This is a genomic window from Klebsiella sp. B345, assembly GCF_051131735.1.
Lineage (GTDB): Bacteria > Pseudomonadota > Gammaproteobacteria > Enterobacterales > Enterobacteriaceae > Klebsiella.
The window spans coordinates 48903-64865 of the sequence record NZ_CP180444.1; the positions used below are offsets into that span (position 1 = coordinate 48903).

Genomic DNA, 15963 nt, shown 5'->3' on the forward strand with positions numbered 1-15963 from the left:
ACAGGGCACTCGTTTTAAATCCGGTATTCATTGCGTCTTCACAGCGCCATTTACGGCGCTGTTGATTAGTTAATGCGGGGCTGACCCCATGCCGATGGTGTAACAACAAATACAACCGTTGTGGGCTGGTGATAAACATCATCTGAATCCACATACGGCGCTATCCACAAAGACGTTGTCTCCTCCCCTTTTCTCAATGGCCGGGGATAATTACCTGGCAGCGTTGACGGTGACGTAAACGTTGACGCGACCACCGGTAAAGACATTTTTACTACCGGCAAAGACTGGCTCCGTTTCTCGGTTTCGAAATATGCTGCTTCATTCTTTGCCGTTGGATTATTTAGGTACACTGCACGTGCTCGATCTGTTTCCTCGGCCACTCTGGCCCTAGTCAGGTTGGGCTGTGGCGGCAACGGGTACGAATTAACTGACGTTGTTCTGAAATTACCCTCAGCCAGTCGTGGCAACCCGGCCGCAGCCGGCTTTGCCGAAGCACTTTCCTCTTTTGCTTTCGCCTTTTCATTTGCCTGCTCCATCGTCATACAGGTATCCGATGTTGTGGCATTACATTCGAATTCCGTCTCTGTGCCCGCGCACCCGGTTAAGAGCAAAGCGCTGCCCAGAGGAATTAACAGCATTAATTCCTTCATGATATTTCTCGCTATTTATCGTTTATTTTTTCAGGTTCATCCTGAACAGGGTGTTTGCCTTAATCGTCCGGACAAATTTATCCCGCTCTCCCGGACTCATCGCACCGTAAACACGCTTAAGCTGAGTGACATCCGATCGGGCGAAAATCAGTTCTGATGAAAACGCTGTTTTTCCTGCACCAGGCTCCCCGACCAGAACCGCATTACCGGTTTCATCGGGGTATGGATTATTTCTCTTTGTTTTCATTTTTATCTTCCTCGCTGAATCTGGCGGAAGGGTCATAAATCACGATGGTCTCACCGAGTTTCTGATATCCGGCCAGTAACGGTGATATCGCGCCTTTTCCGGGTCTGCATCCGGGGAAGACATTCCCCCGCGCATCTCTCACCCACGTGATACCTGTTCTGCTGGCAGGGGTACGTCCGAAAACCACCGCGACACCCGTAAACACAACTGCCATCAGAAACCAGAGCCAGAAGATGTTTTTCGTGTAGCCCTGGTCGATATGTGCTGCATACCCTGCTGCATCCGTACTGAAAGAGGAGCAATCCTCCTGTAAAACAGGAGGCAGTAATGGCTTCACCGCATCACCATTGAGTGCTTCGCGCGAAGCGGGTCCCGTGCAGTCGTGAATGACATATCCTTCCCGCTGCACCGATTCGATGGTATTCACCAGCATCTGACCGGGCGTGATATGACCACGCCACAACGCTGTTACAATCAGCAGCATCATGGTGGCCATCGGGTACACCACTGCGTACTGAAAGAGCCAGCGAAGCCAGCGCAGCGCGGACAGAACGAGAGCGGTGAGGAACTTAACCATGGTTTTCTCCCTGCGCTTCTCCGCCAGGTGAGAACTGGCGAGGGTCAAGTTTGCCCAGCTTCTTCAGCATTTCGTCAGTGTTAAACCCGTTCAGGTTGCTGCCTGACTGCTGTGCTTCAGGCTGCGCGACCGGCTCCTGATTCTGCGCCTGCTGTTGCCCGTTCTTTTCCGCTTCCAGCTCTTCAATGGTTTTCAGCTGGAAACCATCCTGGAAAACAACAGTCACTTCGTTACCGGCACCAATCGGGATGACCGGGTGATACTGTTCAGCGCGTTTGATGTAATACTCACTCAGGGTCTGTGCGGCTTTGGATGCCCCACCGCCAATCCCCATTTTCAGCACGTCACCGGCGCCAACGGATGCCGTTGCACCCAGGCCAACAGCGGGTTGCGAAGCCCGCTCCATGCCCTGACCAATTCCGTCAACAAAGCCTGCGCCCCAGGCCCAGCCGAGGATTTTGCCGTTACGCATCACCACTTCGCCTTTCACACCGTTTTTGCCCATAAACGAGACGTGACCGTTAATCGGCTGGTCGATGGTTTTATCCCCTTTGATACAGCTGATATTGCGGGTCCGGACAATGGCGCGCTCACTGGAGACATCCCCCCAGGCTTCCAGGCCGACAAAGCAGCCGGTCAGGTCATAGGTTTTACTGTTCGGCATTTCCACCCGACCGATGATGCGTAACTGCATCGGTACGGTTGATTCATTCCCGGTCACGGAAGCATTCGCATCGGCGCCTTCGATCAGACTGCTTTTCGCAAAACTGCCTGACGGGATATACGGCAGCTCCCTGCCCTTTTTCCCTTTGTTGTAGATGAACGTTTTACGATTAATCTGGTTCGGTACCGGTACAGACTGATAACTGACCTGCGGGGGTTGCACAGCACCGTTGCCCGGATAGAAAGCGGTCGGCGGTGGTACCGCACCACCAGGCTGTGGCGGATAATTTGCCGGTTGCGGTTCACCTTCCGGCCCGGGTGCCGGAGAGGGAGGGGTCGGCGCCGGCTCTCCACCAGGAACGGATGGCCTGACGCCCAGCGTCCTCAGTTGCTCCTGCATCGCGGCATTCTCATTGCTGAGTTGCTCGATACGAACCTGATCGGCAGCACGGCCCTTACTCAGTATGTCCACTTCGCCCTGCAGCGCGCCAAAGCGCTTGTTCAGGTCCGCAGCAGTGGCCTGCATCTCCGTTGTCGCATGCTGCTCCACTTTGCTGTTGAAATTACTGTCAACCACACCGGTCATATCCGGGGCCGGCTCTCCCTGCGCGGGGGCCTCTTCTTCCGAACTCAGGTTCAGGTCAGAAAGATACATTCCCCCCCCGATGGCGCCCGCGCCACCGACCAGAATGAGGCCCAGCCACAGGTACTGTTTACGTTTGATGATCGTATTGAAGTTGGCCATCAGCGCCCCCCTTCAGAGGTGGTGATCCAGACCTGCATCCGGCCACCACCGGTCAGCTGACCAGCAGGACTGCTGAGCATGATGGCGCGGGTACCAGGTTGCCAGAAATCGCTTTCGCGGATCATTCGGGGCGAAAAGCTGATATTTTCGAGGCTGTAACGCACCACTTTCAGGTGATGCCCGGTCCAGACTTTTTCTGCTGTCGCACGCAGACCAGCGGGCACCTGCAGTGATTCTGATGTGACAGGAACAGCCTGGTATTCATCAGGGATCTGACCCTGACGAACAGCACGGTTCAGGGAAACCAGAATGCCTTCATACGGACCGGATTCTTCCCATGATTTAGCGGGACCCGGTGTCCCCACGAGCTCGGAAACCAGCTGGATAGTGCGCCCCACCCCGGCGCGTGGTACGGCCCGGATGGAGAAGTTCAGTCCGCGCTCGGTTTCCACAATGAAGGTGAACGGCTTTTTGCTGACCGTGGCCAGAATCGCTCCACCGCTGTCGGTCTGCTCCTGGTTTGTCAGACCACCGTCCAGACTGTTAATCGCAGTAATACGGTCACCGGAAACGGTGAAGAGGTTTGGGTCCGTGTTACTCACGGCAATGTTTGCCTGCCCGCCGTTCGCCAGGGGAACAACGGTCGGCGCCAGCGTACCGCTGAGGGTGGCCGATATCGCAGGTAGCGAAAAGAACAGGCAACCGGAGAGAAATAACGGGTTAATGTTTTTCATTATTTATTTCTCCAAAACGCGCCAGCCAGCTGACACCATCCACACGATTAAACTGCAGGACGTAACTTTTAATTTCACTGTAGGGGGCAGAATCCCCTATCCACGTTTTCAGTTCTCCGCGGATATCCACCCGATTTTCAGCCGGGTATGCACGGACAGACGTCATATAAAAAGAGGCATTCACATTGTTGTCTTTTATCCGCTTCGCATCTTCTGCCAGCTGGATTTTGAGGCTGTTCTGCGCCCCGGGAAAAACATACCGGAGCAGCTGGGCATGCTGGGCGTCGACCGTTTCCGGTGTGACGTTAAGACGTAATGCAATAAAGCTCAGGCCCAGCTGCTCCAGATATGACGCGTCCGCCTGATTCTGCGATACCGCAAATGGCGCGCTGAACAACATTGGGGTGACTGCTACTTTCTGTTCTGTCTGCAGGCGATAGTTATTAATGCCCTGTATGATATTTGTCGCAAGACTGAGGGTAAAAAGCGTCCCCAGACAGATAAACCCCACGGCGATAACACGCGTGGTACTTTGTCTGGCACCATGTTCCATATGTTATTTCCCCGTTGATTTATTTAATCCACTGCCGGAAACAGGAGTCCGGAACATCATGAAAGAAACCTTTAAGAAGGGAGGTGGGCAGATACCAGTAAATTAAATCGCGTAACCACGAACTGCCTCTTCCTTTTTTCAGTTTCTTGATACCCCAGAAAACCAGTGCCGCTGCAGCTATACCGAATAAGAACTTACTGGTCCAGAAACCCCAGCCGAGACAAATCACGGCCGGGATAAGTTCATCAAGATATAAGCCAAACCAGCGGCTCTGGTTAGTCAGTGTTTCCGGGAAACGGTATTGTTTTAATTCGTCTCCCGTCATCACGTATTTCCTGTCAGTAACCGGCGACCGACATACCGATGGTAATAAAGGTCGAAATGATGGCGAAGCCGAACAGGAACTTCACGTTTTTGGTCATCATGTACATGATGCCGCCTGCTACGACTTCAGCCAGAACCACCCACTTGACGACGCTGGAAGACTTACCGAACGTACCTTTAACGGTAGCATCCCCGGATTTCATCAGGTCGGTCGCCGTGGTGGTGGCCATCGCGGCGTCCGGAAAGAACGCCGCCAGAGCGGCTACCGGCAGCACAGCTTTAGTCATTTTCAGAGCGGACTTTTTGTTAAAAACACGGGACAGAACAGACGGCTTGTTTTTTTCAGAGACAGCAGTGCCCTGAACACTTAATACAGCATTCATGTTTATTTCCTTTAAATAGAATGGTTAGTGGAACAACTATATACCTTCAAAACAATTCAATTATTCTGTTTGCTTACCTCCTGATCCTGTAGTTTCTGAATTATAAAAATCAGGAAAGCGTTCAAGATGATCTTTTAAACGTAAATATGCTTCTGCCGTTTTGCTTCTTCGGCTACTGTCTTTTGCTTTAATTAGTCGTCGATTAGTCTCCTCATCTAGCCTCAGAAGCACGTGTTGTCCTGGCGCAGGTCGTGCGTTATTCCTCACAGATCTTTCCAATCGCCCTCCCCCAAAAAAATAGTTAATGAATTTAAATAAATTTTACATTGACAAGATTAAAAGTAAACCAATTATGGAGTGACTTTGAGTAAAGTATTTTTACATCCAGGCACACTAAAAGTGCGCTCAATCAACATCGATTTAACAACACGCGCTTAATATATCAATAACATTAAGCGCTAGCTTGCTATAATTAAGTGTATTTAAAACCGATAAAATCAGACTATCTCTATCATTAAATAATAGTTCGCCTTTAAATTTTTTAATCATCCTCTTGGTTTGATCTTCACTCAAACCTGTTACATCAGAAATTCTTGCATACGTAAATCCAATTGCATACAAATTAAACACTTTCCATGTTTGAGAGTTTTTATAATCATTGCAATATAAATATCTGTCAATCCGCCTTGAAGTCTGAATACATTCTTCAGAGGGTTTAAAAAAACTTTGTGTTTCTCTTATGAACACCCACTTACTAAACAGTTCTCCTTTGAAGGAAATACATTCAATAATTACGGTCCATACTTGATTGTGAAGTTGAACATTCCTGGAAAGACAAGTACTTCCCTCTGACAAAGAAATGATTTCAGATTTTATCAATACCAACCCAACATCCATGGGAATGGATGAGAACCATGATTGACGATCTTTGTTTGTTAAGAAAATTTTATCAAAAAATGGACTGGAGTGAATTAGCTCACCCCGGGAATTCCGAATGAAGGCAGGACTCGATGAAACATTAAGCATCTCGGTCAAGTATTGAATGGAATCTGTTTGACTGCATACAGCGATTTGACTACGATCCGTCGCACACATAGGCGCCTCCTCTTAAGGTCACTATGGATAGTTGGCGTCCGGGGGTACCAGCCCCAGGCGTCAACGCTTCAATAAATTTTGTTTAATTCGCAATACCTAGTTTATAGTCCATTACCTTCCTTGTCACTTCCAGTGACCAGATCTTTATTCTTTTTTAATACAAAACTAAAGATATAAACTCTATATAGAATAGACTAGACTTATTCATCTTCCTCAGCATCATCCTGCTTTGGAAAAAACTTCATTACGACTTCCCCTGCATCATCAATGATATCCCGGACCATATTTTTGAACTGGAATCTGTCGTCACCAACAATATGAGGACTGAGCGACTCCATAGCCAAAACTTTTGAAATGGAGAACTGCGTCTTCATAACATTCTCAAGTAATATTTTATTAAATTCCATTTGATTGAAACCTGAGTCTTTCCGCTCCATTTGTGCTTCATAGACCCGTAGGCCTAACTCAAGTAGCATCGTAGTAACACTTGAGAAGCTGACATCCTTCTCCTTAGCTCCCTCAGTTCTGCGCTTTTCGACTATCGCATTAATTTTCTGCACAACCTCATCACTTGGATATGCTTGCACCCTGGCCATGATTGTTCCTTAATTGAATTACGCTATAAACTGAATATTATAAGATGAAGATAACGCGTGTTTTTCGTAATTACAACTCTAAACTTAAGCCAGAACTCTAAACAACTTGCAATACAAGTCATATAGAGACTTAAGCTTAGACTTAAGTCCTCATAACCATTTGAAAATAAATGAATGAGTTGTATGCAAGTCTCTATAGACTTACCAACAACTCATTAGCGAATCGCCCGCAACTCGCATCCATATAAACTTATATAACATAAAATAATGTAGGCACACCTAACCTACTAAAGTTAAATATTAATCTGCAAAAATTTAATTTTGCGTGGGGTGTGGTGATTTTGTGGTGAGGAGTGCATATTTGTTGAGTCTGCATCTGGGATGGGTTAACGTAATTCCGGCATCTGGCCCCGGAGGGATAACCATGAAAGGAATGGCACTGGCATTCACTCTTTTTTTATTTTCCAGTTCGTCAATGGCGGCGGATTGTTTTGATATGGCAGGACGGGATTATCGAATAGATCCGGATCTGCTCCGGGCTATTTCATGGCAGGAGTCAAAATGGGTGGTGGGTGCCATCGGAAAAAATCCGGGAACAGGCTACGGTGCCGGACTGATGCAAATCGATTCGCAGCACCATACGCAACTGTCGCGGTACGGAATTAAACCGGAAAATCTTCTGACAGATGCCTGCCTGAATATTTACACCGGCGCGTATTATCTGGCACTGGCTTTTCAGAAATGGGGTATCAGCTGGGAGGCGGTCGGTGCCTACAACGCCGGGTTCCGCAGAACGGACAGGCAGGCCATGCGACGACTGGCATATGCGAGGAAGATTGAGGTTATCTACCGGGCCATCAAAACCAATAAAAATGCAGGACAACCCCATGCTGTTAAAAAGTAAAGGCCTCATTCGTGAGGCCTTTACTTTCATTACACGACTAACCAATCGCACGCCAGATTAAATGACGTTCGGGATGCTGGATAATGTTGACATAATTCTTCAACGCATCCTGCCGGGACTCAAGATGATGACAGACCCGTGCATATTCCGGCCCCATCTCTGACACCTGCCAGGACAGACATCTCATCACCATCAGCGTGGCAATAATTCCTGCTGCATCGGCGCTGACGTCATTCTCAAAATAGTTTCCGGGAATGTGCATCCTGTAACGTCCCTTACCTTCCGGCGCAATATATCCGGTCTGCGCGGTAATGAACTGGATACGATTGGGCGCAACATTTCCGCCAACACCCTGCGGAATAATCCAGTAAGACCAGAAACCGCCATTGTAATCGGAGTGCTGGCGCAACCAGTTATCTGTCATCATATCTGCTGACGGGGTAAAAAAGAGCAACGGGATTAATTCCAGACGTTCATCGTCATCTGTTACAGCATAACGAAGATATTTATCTGTCGGAAATTGTTCGTCTGATTCACGAGTGGCGGTGTTGACGTTATTTGTGTGCATGCTGGTTTACTCCTTCGTGGTTTATTAAATCGTTCGACTTCATCACTGAGCGGCAAAGGGCAATGTGCAGCTGACAGGGAGTAAATAAAGGGGCGCTTGCGTTTATATACCCCTTTATTTCCGCCACGGCTGATGCTAAAAGCCGCCCTCCGCGAAAAGATGATGTCGGGCGATATAACGCAGGCTGGAGCATGCACACAATCCGGAACGTCAATTCGGTCTGTATCGAATTCACGTTCCGGCCCTCAGAGTGGCGGGAATTTACCGCCACGGTGAAAGCGGTGCATCCTGATAAGGATGCAGCAAGCGCGATGTTGAATTTGCGTCAGGATGGACGCCCGCAGGGCAGAGACAGCTTGCTGGCTCTGTTCACGACAGCCGTGTCCCGACAGGGACGACGCCCGGGTCAGTATTTATTAAATCTCTCATCAGAGATAAATACCGGAAGAGATAAACAGCAGCATGCCGGATGAGATGTCACAGAGATGAATAAAGAATATTGATGAGATAACGCCGCGCCGGAGTAATACGGGCGGCGCGTAGCGCAGCCGGTATTATCCGGCACCGCAGGTGCGCGGCTTTTTCCTGCAGTCGGGCAGGTTATCCCCTGCCCTTCCGTTTATTTACGCAGCCTCCGGTATTTCACGCATAAAATTCCGCATCACCCTGAACCGGGGCTATAGCGCTGCCAGTTCAGTCAGAGTGTGCGGATTGCGCTCAACCATTTTCATCAGCAGGATGGCTTGTTTATTCGGTTTTGCCAGTCCCTGCTCCCAGTTCTGCAGGGTAGTGACACCGGTATGTAAATACTGTGCGAAAACAGCCTGTGAAAGCTTCAGTTTTTCGCGTAGCGCTTTCACTTCATCGGGTGTCATGGTGACGGGTTTTACGCTGACTTTGTGCGTTCGCAACGTTTTTTTGCCAGCATTAAACTCTGCCCACACAGCCATGCCTTCCTGCAGTTCGCTAAAAATATCACGCTCTTTCATCAACGCCCCCTTCTTCTGGCCTGTTCAAGCATTTCGCGCAAAATATCGCGCTGTGCTTTCGTTAAATCATCTTTCTGATCTTTGTCGTACAGGGTGAACAACAGAAAGTGGGACTTTTCCAGATACCAGTAGTAAATCACCCTGATGCCGCCGCGCTTCCCCTTGTTACGCCTTGCATCCCCAAACCGTACCTTGCGTAATCCTCCGGTATGCTGGATAACATCACCGCATACCGGATTTTTCAGCAACATCTGCTGAAACTCCCGAAACTCATCATCCGTGAGATATTCTGCACGATGACGCTCGAACGGCGGCAACTCGACAAAGAGTGCTTCCATAACACCTCACAAAATACCCTTTACCTGGGGATATTACAACCCCAACATGGGGACACTTCAATGACGTACAGGCAACCACCACCTGTCTCTGAATTGCTCGCAGGTGGTGGACACTGCCTGGGCGCGCCTTATCCGACTTTCACCACCTTGATATCAAGGATCAGCGCCATGTACTCCGCTTTATTCTGGATAAGCCCGATAGCACGCCACTGCATCCCCGCGTAATAGGCGTTTCCCGCCCCCTGCTGGATTTTTCCTTTCACGTGTTTCATTGCCCGTCAGACCTCATTTCACACCCAGACGGCGGAACATATCGGCGATGATATTCCGCCGGGTATATGAAGCACCTGCTGCTTTCAGATCGGCCAGCACGTTATAGGCGTAACTGGCTTCCTTACCGTGAAAAGCGATCACCTTTTCCGCTTTTGGTTCAAAACAGGATTGGGAAGTTTCCCGGGAAAAAGCCTCTGATGAGTGTTGATTGCCGTATGCTTTCATTTTGCATAACCTCTGCTCTGGTTAAGGGATGGCAACGATAAGCCCCATCCCTGTTTATTTCTCAGTAAATGTCCCGGATATCGACGCCTGAGCACTCAATCTGACGCAAAAATTGTTTGAAGTGATCGGCTTCAGCCACGTTGATATGACAGAACTGCTTATCCACGCCACGGCTGAGGGCATAGCCATAGCTGAAGCTCATTTTTTCCGGGTGGCTTCTGCGGTATTTTTTCAGCGCAACAAGGCTGCGGAATTCCATGACGTCCCACTCTTCCTCTGAGTTTTTTGGCTTATCAGCAACGAGGATCGTATATGACACGGCTTTTCCCCCCATCTTTCTGGAAGATTCCTGAGCGGCGGTCTTGACGTTTCGTGTGTGCATTCTGGTTTTCTCCTGTGGTGATGGTTGTCCATCTCCCTGGTGAGTTCTCTCGCGGCACAGGGCAAAGGAGCAACGTCGTAAGGAGGAGAACAAGGGGCGGAGACAAAAAGTTTTTGGCGGAGTTTACTTACCCCTTGTGCGACGACACGGCGGTGCTACGACCAGCCCTCCGCGTGAGGACACACGGGGGATGGCCTCACCGGGGGAACAGGATGCACACACCCGACACGTCGGAACGGCGTGGCGCCATAAAAGTGCCGGCAGCTTTTCGCCGGCACGGTGAAAGCGGCGCATCCTGACAAGGATGCAGCAAGCGCGGGGTTGACATCGGACATCAGACCCTAGCGTCAGCCCGAAACCGCTTGCGGGTTCGGCGGAGCTTACCGCATCATTTCGCGGTTAGCGGAGTGGGGCTAGACGACTGAGCAGCACAGCTGATCAGGAGCCGAAGGGGGACTTAAGTTATTTTGCAGTGAGCGTTTAAGCCGGAGCCTGGCAGCAGGGAGATAAGCAGGAAGCCGGTCAGCAGCAGGGATAAGACAGGGAAGTCATCGCGTAGAGGAAATTCGGGTGGCGCGTCAGCGCGGCCGGTTTTCCCGGCGCCGCAGGCGCGCGCTCTTTCAGGATTCAATAGGCAAGCCACAAATGGATCACATCTCACAGGAAAAAGGGGCTACCGGCGAACCGGCAACCCCTTCATAAAGGCGCTTCAGGCATGTCCAGACAGCTTCATCCCTTGAGTGGCGGGGGTTTCCCCCCGCCGGGGTTAGCTACTTAACGGATTCGTAGGCCATAAAAGCCGCCACCTCCCTGTTCGTGTCCCTGTACCGGATTTCACAGAGTGATTTACGGGTCAGGTAAGTGAATATCAGCAGTGTGAGACACACTATTAATACGCACCAGATCAGGGAACTTCGCGGCAGTTTCATGGCCTACTTCTCCTTGCCTTGCGGCATCTAAGAGGCTATCCTGATGTTGTCTAGGCATACAGGTGGCCTCGTGGGTTAATGAAAATTAACTACGGGGCTCTCTGCTTTCTGCCGCACAACACGGTAACAAACCACCTTCACGTCATGAGGCAAAAAGCCTCAAGCGCCACCGCCATTATACCTCACCCTCTGCCAGACTGACCAGGCATCCTGCCATCAGCATACTGATTTCCCGTGGAAATAATCGGGTCTGCTCTCTAACTCCCGCTCAATCAATTCATCGGCAAACAAGGGCGCAATCCTGTTGACCCGACGCTCAAGATTCCGGCGACGGGTGGCGGCTTTCCGTTCATCGCTCCAGCGTTGGATCTGTTTCTGACCGAGAAAATCCACGCATACAGCGTAACCGGAGCCAGCAACCCAGCGTGACATCACCTCTTCAGGTGCCACCTGCCCTGCCTCCACGACAACGGAAACCAGCTCCAGTGGACCCGGGCAGGGCCTGTGCGGCAGTTTCCAGCGCAGGGAATAACGCCACTTCATCCACGGCTCCGGTGTGTCAGCTTGTTCGGGACCTGCCAGCGTTCTGCCTGACGCACAGACTCCGGCGTCTCTCTTACAATGAAGCTGATTTCATACATGACACCATACAGCGGCTCCCCGGCATCCCGCAGCCAGTCCAGGGAGGCCAGCGAGGCAAACCGCGACCGCCAGTGCCAGAAGGCAGGCTCCAGGTCCCGCGCGTCAAACTCGTCAGCCCACTGGCGGTACCAGGTGTTAACGGTCTCCGGTGACTGAAAGTTAAGCTCCGTGATAGCCTGACCCAGCAGGTTCTGTCGCAGCAACCAGGTATGTGCTATCTCTTTACCTTCACGACGAACTCTCCGGGTGAACGCAATATTTTCGCGCTGCATCCGCCGATCGGTTCGGGTGTGAATCACTTCCGGAAAAAGTTCGGCCTGAACATCGGTTGTCAGCGGCAGCGGGCAGCATTCCCCCTGACTGGCAATCAGCGTATCCAGCGCCTCTTCCACCTGCTTCAGATTATTCAGCCGGTCTTTCGGATCACGGTGCAGGCCGGGAATACTCCGGGCGATGGCGCTGTTAATTCGACTGCAACCGGTCAGCATGCGCAGGAACGTGCGGACATGGGGCATCGAGGGCAAACGCGCTCCCCGAAACCGGGCGTCTTCCACGAACATGATGGCCTGCAAAGCAGCCTGGCGTGCAGGTTTCAGGGTCACAATGGCATGGGATGAGGGGATCATAGTTCGCCCTCCTGAGCCAGAGTGCTGATGATACTGGCAAAGGAATAGCCGTCAGTATCGAGACACGCTATCAGTGCCAGCGTGTGAGAGATCAACTCCGGGTTAAATGTTTCCATGCTACGAACAACGGAGAACGGCTGGCCGCCACGGGTCACAAAAACGACCATCCAGCGCGTACTCAGCTCTCCCGGACTGCAGACCGCCACGTCAAAATGACCGTGAGAGGGGGAAAAACGGATCTGTACCGGAAAGAATCCGCCGAATTCACTTTTGTACTCTCCGTTGACGTCCCAGCGCTCCGGACAGGACAGATCCCGCATCACGGCATGCGTGAGTTCACGGCGAAAATCTTCACCGGCGGCGCGGTAGTCTTCCAGCTCTCCGGCGAACATGGTTTTCAGGACATCGGTGGTAATGATCGTGTGCACAGGTTTCTCCTTACCGCCGCCCCGCAGGGCGGCGTCTCCGTTATCAGGCGGCGCAGGCCGGGTTGTTATGGTCGGTGACGTGGTCGACATCAGCGTCTGTATCGCTCTGACTCGTTGCCAGACTGAGTTCAGACTTTGCGGCAGGCTGTTTCTGGTTGTCGGCACTGGTCATCCATTGCGGAACCCACCGGGTTTTTGACAGGAAGTGATCTGCATGTTCAGCGGCATCCTTTTTCTTCATTTTCGCGGCGTCCTGTGCTGCGCCTGTCAGTCCGGCCTGAGAGAGTGCCTGTACAATGTGTGGCTGCTTCATGTGCGAGAAAAGGTTATCAGCCGTCGGTTTCCACCAGTCGCGAAGGTCAAACTGAATGGCGTTTTCCACCCCGTCCAGCGAACTCTGGTGTTTACGACCAAACTCATCCTTGCCCTGTACACCATCAATAGAACAGGCGGTGCAGAAAGCCATCAGCGCCATCAGGGTTGCGCCATCGAGCGTAAAGAAGGTGGTCATATCCTTTCGCCAGTTTTCCGGCAGCAGGGCTTCAAGGCGTTCTTTTTCAGCCTGGATTGCCTGAAACGCAACGCTGTTTTCACCGTCAGGAGCTTCACGGGTCAGCGCGTAATGCGACACACTCACGCTAATGCAGAACGGCTCTTTGACGGACGTCGTGGTATGGAAAACCGAGTTACACAATTTCCAGACCATCATCGCGACGGCTTTCTGCGGCTGCTGCAACAGGGCCGCCTGAACCGCCAGTGTGCGTTCAGAAGAAAGGCGGGTCAGCAACGGGACACTGACGGCGTCCAGCGGATCGACTTTTTCAGGAGCCTGATCGGTGGATGTATCCTTCTCCTGTATTTTTTCATCGGCGCACAGCACCACACCGCGCTGTACTTTCACCTCCTGACCAGTCCAGGAAACCACCACTCCGACGGATTGCTTCATTTCATCGGGCCATGTCCGGTGTTCAGCGCGAAACTCAATGGTCTGCTGTTCAAGCCAGACCTCATTGAGTTCACCTGCAACACGCCCTTCGTCATCCCCGGTTTTTTGTGCTTCAAGTTCTTCTTCGCGTTGTGTAAGGAAGGCAAGTCGTTCCGATTCGGCTTCGGTATATTCCACAGGCGGGACAGCATGCAGACGCCAGATTTTAGTATCCTTCCCGTAGTGAGAAATCGGTTCAAGGCGGCCATCGCACCATGACCAGCCTTCTGCTTCGCGAAGGTGTTCCGCGATACTCTGCAGTTTTTCCAGCAGGGCGGTATCGAGAGAAGCACTTTTGACATAGCCGCCATTTTCGCTGCTGAAGAGATCAACCCGGATTTCTTCCGGACTGAATGCGGCCTCTCCCACAAAGAGGAATTTGTCGCCGTTTGTGGAGACCTCTTCAGAGGTAATGAGGTTACGGATCGAGGACACTGATACTTCATTATTCCAGGACCGTTTGCGGGCGGATCCCAGCACTTCCACCTGGCGTTTCTGATCGCTTTCGAGCGCCAGTGCCTGGCAGTGTTCGGTGGTGATTTCATCCTTCGCCAGCGCCTCCAGAATGTCGGGAGCCAGTTCGGTCAGCTTCAACATACGCTGAACATGACGGGTACCGAACCCCAGCAAGTCACCAATCTGCGCGGGGGTTTTCCCCTGCGCTGCCAGCGTGCGGAACCCGGCGATCTGTTCAGACGGATGCATTGCCATCTGCTGTTCGTTTTCTGCCATTGATGCCGCAACAGCCAGTTCATCAGGTACCTTTTTCACCATCACCATATATCCGGCATCGATACGGTTTTCACTCTGCAGGAGCTGCAGAGCTTTCAGGCGACGACCACCTGCAGCCACACCACACTGCCCGTCATGAAGAGAATGAACGACCAGATTCTGCAACAGGCCAAGCGCTTCAATGGAGTCTGCCATTGAGCGTACCTTCTCCACCGGATAAGGGATGGTCCTGACGTTCAGGGGAGATTTCACCAATGCCGTCACCGGGACATACTCAATCGGCGCGGCATCGAGAGCCGCTTTCAGGGCGGCGGCTTCGGCAGGTTTCACCGATTTTTTGCTGGTTTTAACCGTTGCTTTTGCTTTAGACTCGGTCACTGACATAATTGATACTCCTTCAGATTATTAATAACTGTCTGCCGGACAGGCCCAATCCTGTCCGGTACCTCTTACTGCTTATTGCGTGTTACGGATGCCATAACGTTCGATATAACAGTTGAGCCATTTCCCGGCATCCGCTTCAAAATTCCATGCGCGCCACACCATGTCGCCGTTCTGACGAACGACCAGACGAAAATGCGAACCCTGATCGTCTTCGATGGCGACATTTTCAAATTGTGCCGCCACCGCTTCAGCCTGTGCTCTGGTGAAGGTGTCATCCGGTAACGGACCGTTATCGTAAATACTCATCTTTCTCTCCTTCCGGCCCCACCAGGGCAGGGCCGGCCTGAAACGGGTTATCAGAACGGGGCATCGTCATCCATCGGCGGGTAATCATCCGGGGACGGCTGCGGGGGTTGCTGAGACGGCGCGGCACTCTGACGGCCTTTTTTACCGCCCTTAGCTTTCGGGGATGCCACAGGGGGTTCAGCAGGTTGTGCCGGAGTCTGCGGCTGTGCGGGCTGATGAGGTGCGGTGCTCTCTGACGAACTGCCTTCACGGCGACCACCCAGCATCTGCATGGTGCCGTTCTGCCCGACCAGCACCTCGGTGACATAGCGTGTGGTTCCGGCCTCATCCTGCCAGTTGCGGGTACGCAGCTGGCCCTCGATGTAGACCTGCGCGCCTTTACGCAGGTATTCCCCCGCGACTTCCGCGAGCTTGCCGAACATGACCACACGGTGCCATTCGGTGTTTTCGCGCAGTTCCCCGCTCTGTTTGTCACGCCATGTCTCCGATGTGGCCAGTGTCAGGTTTGCCACCGCGCCCCCGCCGGGCATATAACGCACGTCCGGGTCCTGCCCCAGATGACCAACCAGAATGACTTTATTGATGCCTCGTGCTGCCATGATGAATCTCCTTACTCCGTTGTTTTGCTCTTAAAACCCCATCATCCGTTGAGTTACCGGAAGCCGCGGTTTTGACGTTTGCGGGA

The 15963-nt window shown here is 51.8% G+C and carries 25 protein-coding genes and 1 pseudogene; 1 reads left to right on the plus strand and 25 read right to left on the minus strand.

Annotation, left to right across the window (positions count from 1 at the left end; all coding sequences use genetic code 11):
• Positions 1–65 precede the first annotated feature (65 nt).
• The 11 genes from traV to traM form a co-directional block, all read right to left on the minus strand.
• On the minus strand, positions 66–650 hold the full coding sequence (gene traV, locus ACMYSO_RS25235) for a type IV conjugative transfer system lipoprotein TraV (RefSeq protein WP_434670923.1): 585 nt from the start codon (positions 648–650) through the stop codon (positions 66–68).
• Positions 651–672: 22 nt separating this feature from the next.
• The gene (locus ACMYSO_RS25240) at positions 673–897 is read right to left on the minus strand and encodes a hypothetical protein (protein WP_434670924.1); all 225 of its coding nucleotides are present in this window, start codon (positions 895–897) and stop codon (positions 673–675) included.
• Positions 878–1474, minus strand: coding sequence for a conjugal transfer protein TraP (locus ACMYSO_RS25245; RefSeq protein ID WP_434670925.1), 597 nt, complete (start codon positions 1472–1474; stop codon positions 878–880). Before ACMYSO_RS25245 ends, ACMYSO_RS25240 begins: the two co-directional genes overlap by 20 nt.
• Complete coding sequence (traB, locus tag ACMYSO_RS25250) at positions 1467–2882, minus strand: F-type conjugal transfer pilus assembly protein TraB (protein ID WP_434670926.1); 1416 nt, start codon at positions 2880–2882, stop codon at positions 1467–1469. The genes ACMYSO_RS25245 and traB overlap by 8 nt, the downstream gene beginning before the upstream one ends.
• The gene (traK, locus tag ACMYSO_RS25255) at positions 2882–3616 is read right to left on the minus strand and encodes a type-F conjugative transfer system secretin TraK (RefSeq protein ID WP_032736867.1); all 735 of its coding nucleotides are present in this window, start codon (positions 3614–3616) and stop codon (positions 2882–2884) included. Before traK ends, traB begins: the two co-directional genes overlap by 1 nt.
• A complete protein-coding gene (gene traE, locus ACMYSO_RS25260) occupies positions 3603–4169 on the minus strand; it encodes a type IV conjugative transfer system protein TraE (RefSeq protein WP_423270206.1) in 567 nt (188 codons plus the stop codon). Before traE ends, traK begins: the two co-directional genes overlap by 14 nt.
• 19 nt (positions 4170–4188) lie before the next feature.
• Positions 4189–4494, minus strand: coding sequence for a type IV conjugative transfer system protein TraL (gene traL, locus ACMYSO_RS25265; protein ID WP_053390196.1), 306 nt, complete (start codon positions 4492–4494; stop codon positions 4189–4191).
• Positions 4495–4507: 13 nt separating this feature from the next.
• A complete protein-coding gene (traA, locus tag ACMYSO_RS25270; RefSeq protein ID WP_060415470.1) occupies positions 4508–4876 on the minus strand; it encodes a type IV conjugative transfer system pilin TraA in 369 nt (122 codons plus the stop codon).
• Between the two features lie 60 nt (positions 4877–4936).
• A complete protein-coding gene (locus ACMYSO_RS25275; RefSeq protein WP_434671037.1) occupies positions 4937–5101 on the minus strand; it encodes a TraY domain-containing protein in 165 nt (54 codons plus the stop codon).
• A 195-nt stretch (positions 5102–5296) separates the two neighbouring features.
• On the minus strand, positions 5297–5971 hold the full coding sequence (locus ACMYSO_RS25280; RefSeq protein WP_434670927.1) for a conjugal transfer protein TrbJ: 675 nt from the start codon (positions 5969–5971) through the stop codon (positions 5297–5299).
• Positions 5972–6171: 200 nt separating this feature from the next.
• Positions 6172–6567: a conjugal transfer relaxosome DNA-binding protein TraM gene (gene traM, locus ACMYSO_RS25285; RefSeq protein WP_434670928.1), complete on the minus strand. Its 396-nt coding sequence runs from the start codon at positions 6565–6567 to the stop codon at positions 6172–6174.
• Between the two features lie 424 nt (positions 6568–6991).
• Between traM and ACMYSO_RS25290 the strand changes: the two genes are divergently transcribed.
• Positions 6992–7471 carry a transglycosylase SLT domain-containing protein gene (locus ACMYSO_RS25290; protein ID WP_434670929.1) on the plus strand — a complete coding sequence of 160 codons (480 nt, stop codon included), beginning with the start codon at positions 6992–6994 and terminating at the stop codon, positions 7469–7471.
• A 37-nt stretch (positions 7472–7508) separates the two neighbouring features.
• Here the strand turns inward: ACMYSO_RS25290 and ACMYSO_RS25295 are convergent.
• The 14 genes and pseudogenes from ACMYSO_RS25295 to ssb form a co-directional block, all read right to left on the minus strand.
• Positions 7509–8095 (minus strand): annotated as a pseudogene (locus tag ACMYSO_RS25295) (antirestriction protein).
• A 621-nt stretch (positions 8096–8716) separates the two neighbouring features.
• Positions 8717–9028, minus strand: coding sequence for a helix-turn-helix domain-containing protein (locus tag ACMYSO_RS25300; RefSeq protein WP_434670930.1), 312 nt, complete (start codon positions 9026–9028; stop codon positions 8717–8719).
• On the minus strand, positions 9028–9366 hold the full coding sequence (locus tag ACMYSO_RS25305; RefSeq protein WP_047047906.1) for a toxin: 339 nt from the start codon (positions 9364–9366) through the stop codon (positions 9028–9030). Before ACMYSO_RS25305 ends, ACMYSO_RS25300 begins: the two co-directional genes overlap by 1 nt.
• A gap of 128 nt (positions 9367–9494) precedes the next feature.
• Positions 9495–9638 (minus strand): hypothetical protein, encoded by a 144-nt coding sequence (locus ACMYSO_RS25310; RefSeq protein ID WP_434670931.1) that lies wholly within the window; start codon positions 9636–9638, stop codon positions 9495–9497.
• A 13-nt stretch (positions 9639–9651) separates the two neighbouring features.
• Positions 9652–9864 (minus strand): hypothetical protein, encoded by a 213-nt coding sequence (locus ACMYSO_RS25315; protein ID WP_434670932.1) that lies wholly within the window; start codon positions 9862–9864, stop codon positions 9652–9654.
• 61 nt (positions 9865–9925) lie between these two features.
• The gene (locus tag ACMYSO_RS25320; protein WP_434671038.1) at positions 9926–10198 is read right to left on the minus strand and encodes a hypothetical protein; all 273 of its coding nucleotides are present in this window, start codon (positions 10196–10198) and stop codon (positions 9926–9928) included.
• Between the two features lie 818 nt (positions 10199–11016).
• Positions 11017–11154, minus strand: a complete 138-nt coding sequence (locus tag ACMYSO_RS25325) for a type I toxin-antitoxin system Hok family toxin (protein ID WP_434671039.1) — start codon at positions 11152–11154, stop codon at positions 11017–11019.
• Positions 11093–11233, minus strand: coding sequence for a DUF5431 family protein (locus ACMYSO_RS25330; protein WP_434670933.1), 141 nt, complete (start codon positions 11231–11233; stop codon positions 11093–11095). The genes ACMYSO_RS25325 and ACMYSO_RS25330 overlap by 62 nt, the downstream gene beginning before the upstream one ends.
• Positions 11234–11391: 158 nt before the next feature.
• On the minus strand, positions 11392–11718 hold the full coding sequence (locus ACMYSO_RS25335) for a theronine dehydrogenase (protein ID WP_434670934.1): 327 nt from the start codon (positions 11716–11718) through the stop codon (positions 11392–11394).
• Entirely contained in the window at positions 11715–12443 is a 729-nt protein-coding gene (locus ACMYSO_RS25340) for a plasmid SOS inhibition protein A (RefSeq protein WP_434670935.1), read from the minus strand. Before ACMYSO_RS25340 ends, ACMYSO_RS25335 begins: the two co-directional genes overlap by 4 nt.
• Positions 12440–12871 carry a conjugation system SOS inhibitor PsiB gene (psiB, locus tag ACMYSO_RS25345; protein WP_434670936.1) on the minus strand — a complete coding sequence of 144 codons (432 nt, stop codon included), beginning with the start codon at positions 12869–12871 and terminating at the stop codon, positions 12440–12442. The genes ACMYSO_RS25340 and psiB overlap by 4 nt, the downstream gene beginning before the upstream one ends.
• A 43-nt stretch (positions 12872–12914) precedes the next feature.
• Positions 12915–14972 (minus strand): ParB/RepB/Spo0J family partition protein, encoded by a 2058-nt coding sequence (locus tag ACMYSO_RS25350; protein ID WP_434670937.1) that lies wholly within the window; start codon positions 14970–14972, stop codon positions 12915–12917.
• A gap of 72 nt (positions 14973–15044) precedes the next feature.
• Positions 15045–15278: a DUF905 domain-containing protein gene (locus ACMYSO_RS25355; protein ID WP_434670938.1), complete on the minus strand. Its 234-nt coding sequence runs from the start codon at positions 15276–15278 to the stop codon at positions 15045–15047.
• A 50-nt stretch (positions 15279–15328) separates the two neighbouring features.
• Positions 15329–15877, minus strand: coding sequence for a single-stranded DNA-binding protein (gene ssb, locus ACMYSO_RS25360; protein WP_434670939.1), 549 nt, complete (start codon positions 15875–15877; stop codon positions 15329–15331).
• Between the last annotated feature and the right edge of the window lie 86 nt (positions 15878–15963).

Excerpts from the sequence above, each read along its gene's own strand:
- traV (WP_434670923.1), bottom strand. The coding sequence starts at position 650 with ATGAAGGAATTAATGCTGTTAATTCCTCTGGGCAGCGCTTTGCTCTTA.
- ACMYSO_RS25240 (WP_434670924.1), bottom strand. The coding sequence starts at position 897 with ATGAAAACAAAGAGAAATAATCCATACCCCGATGAAACCGGTAATGCG.
- ACMYSO_RS25245 (WP_434670925.1), bottom strand. The coding sequence starts at position 1,474 with ATGGTTAAGTTCCTCACCGCTCTCGTTCTGTCCGCGCTGCGCTGGCTT.
- traB (WP_434670926.1), bottom strand. The coding sequence starts at position 2,882 with ATGGCCAACTTCAATACGATCATCAAACGTAAACAGTACCTGTGGCTG.
- traK (WP_032736867.1), bottom strand. The coding sequence starts at position 3,616 with ATGAAAAACATTAACCCGTTATTTCTCTCCGGTTGCCTGTTCTTTTCG.
- traE (WP_423270206.1), bottom strand. The coding sequence starts at position 4,169 with ATGGAACATGGTGCCAGACAAAGTACCACGCGTGTTATCGCCGTGGGG.
- traL (WP_053390196.1), bottom strand. The coding sequence starts at position 4,494 with ATGACGGGAGACGAATTAAAACAATACCGTTTCCCGGAAACACTGACT.
- traA (WP_060415470.1), bottom strand. The coding sequence starts at position 4,876 with ATGAATGCTGTATTAAGTGTTCAGGGCACTGCTGTCTCTGAAAAAAAC.
- ACMYSO_RS25280 (WP_434670927.1), bottom strand. The coding sequence starts at position 5,971 with ATGTGTGCGACGGATCGTAGTCAAATCGCTGTATGCAGTCAAACAGAT.
- traM (WP_434670928.1), bottom strand. The coding sequence starts at position 6,567 with ATGGCCAGGGTGCAAGCATATCCAAGTGATGAGGTTGTGCAGAAAATT.
- ACMYSO_RS25290 (WP_434670929.1), top strand. The coding sequence starts at position 6,992 with ATGAAAGGAATGGCACTGGCATTCACTCTTTTTTTATTTTCCAGTTCG.
- ACMYSO_RS25300 (WP_434670930.1), bottom strand. The coding sequence starts at position 9,028 with ATGAAAGAGCGTGATATTTTTAGCGAACTGCAGGAAGGCATGGCTGTG.
- ACMYSO_RS25305 (WP_047047906.1), bottom strand. The coding sequence starts at position 9,366 with ATGGAAGCACTCTTTGTCGAGTTGCCGCCGTTCGAGCGTCATCGTGCA.
- ACMYSO_RS25310 (WP_434670931.1), bottom strand. The coding sequence starts at position 9,638 with ATGAAACACGTGAAAGGAAAAATCCAGCAGGGGGCGGGAAACGCCTAT.
- ACMYSO_RS25315 (WP_434670932.1), bottom strand. The coding sequence starts at position 9,864 with ATGAAAGCATACGGCAATCAACACTCATCAGAGGCTTTTTCCCGGGAA.
- ACMYSO_RS25320 (WP_434671038.1), bottom strand. The coding sequence starts at position 10,198 with ATGGGGGGAAAAGCCGTGTCATATACGATCCTCGTTGCTGATAAGCCA.
- ACMYSO_RS25330 (WP_434670933.1), bottom strand. The coding sequence starts at position 11,233 with ATGCCTAGACAACATCAGGATAGCCTCTTAGATGCCGCAAGGCAAGGA.
- ACMYSO_RS25335 (WP_434670934.1), bottom strand. The coding sequence starts at position 11,718 with ATGAAGTGGCGTTATTCCCTGCGCTGGAAACTGCCGCACAGGCCCTGC.
- ACMYSO_RS25340 (WP_434670935.1), bottom strand. The coding sequence starts at position 12,443 with ATGATCCCCTCATCCCATGCCATTGTGACCCTGAAACCTGCACGCCAG.
- ACMYSO_RS25350 (WP_434670937.1), bottom strand. The coding sequence starts at position 14,972 with ATGTCAGTGACCGAGTCTAAAGCAAAAGCAACGGTTAAAACCAGCAAA.
- ACMYSO_RS25355 (WP_434670938.1), bottom strand. The coding sequence starts at position 15,278 with ATGAGTATTTACGATAACGGTCCGTTACCGGATGACACCTTCACCAGA.
- ssb (WP_434670939.1), bottom strand. The coding sequence starts at position 15,877 with ATGGCAGCACGAGGCATCAATAAAGTCATTCTGGTTGGTCATCTGGGG.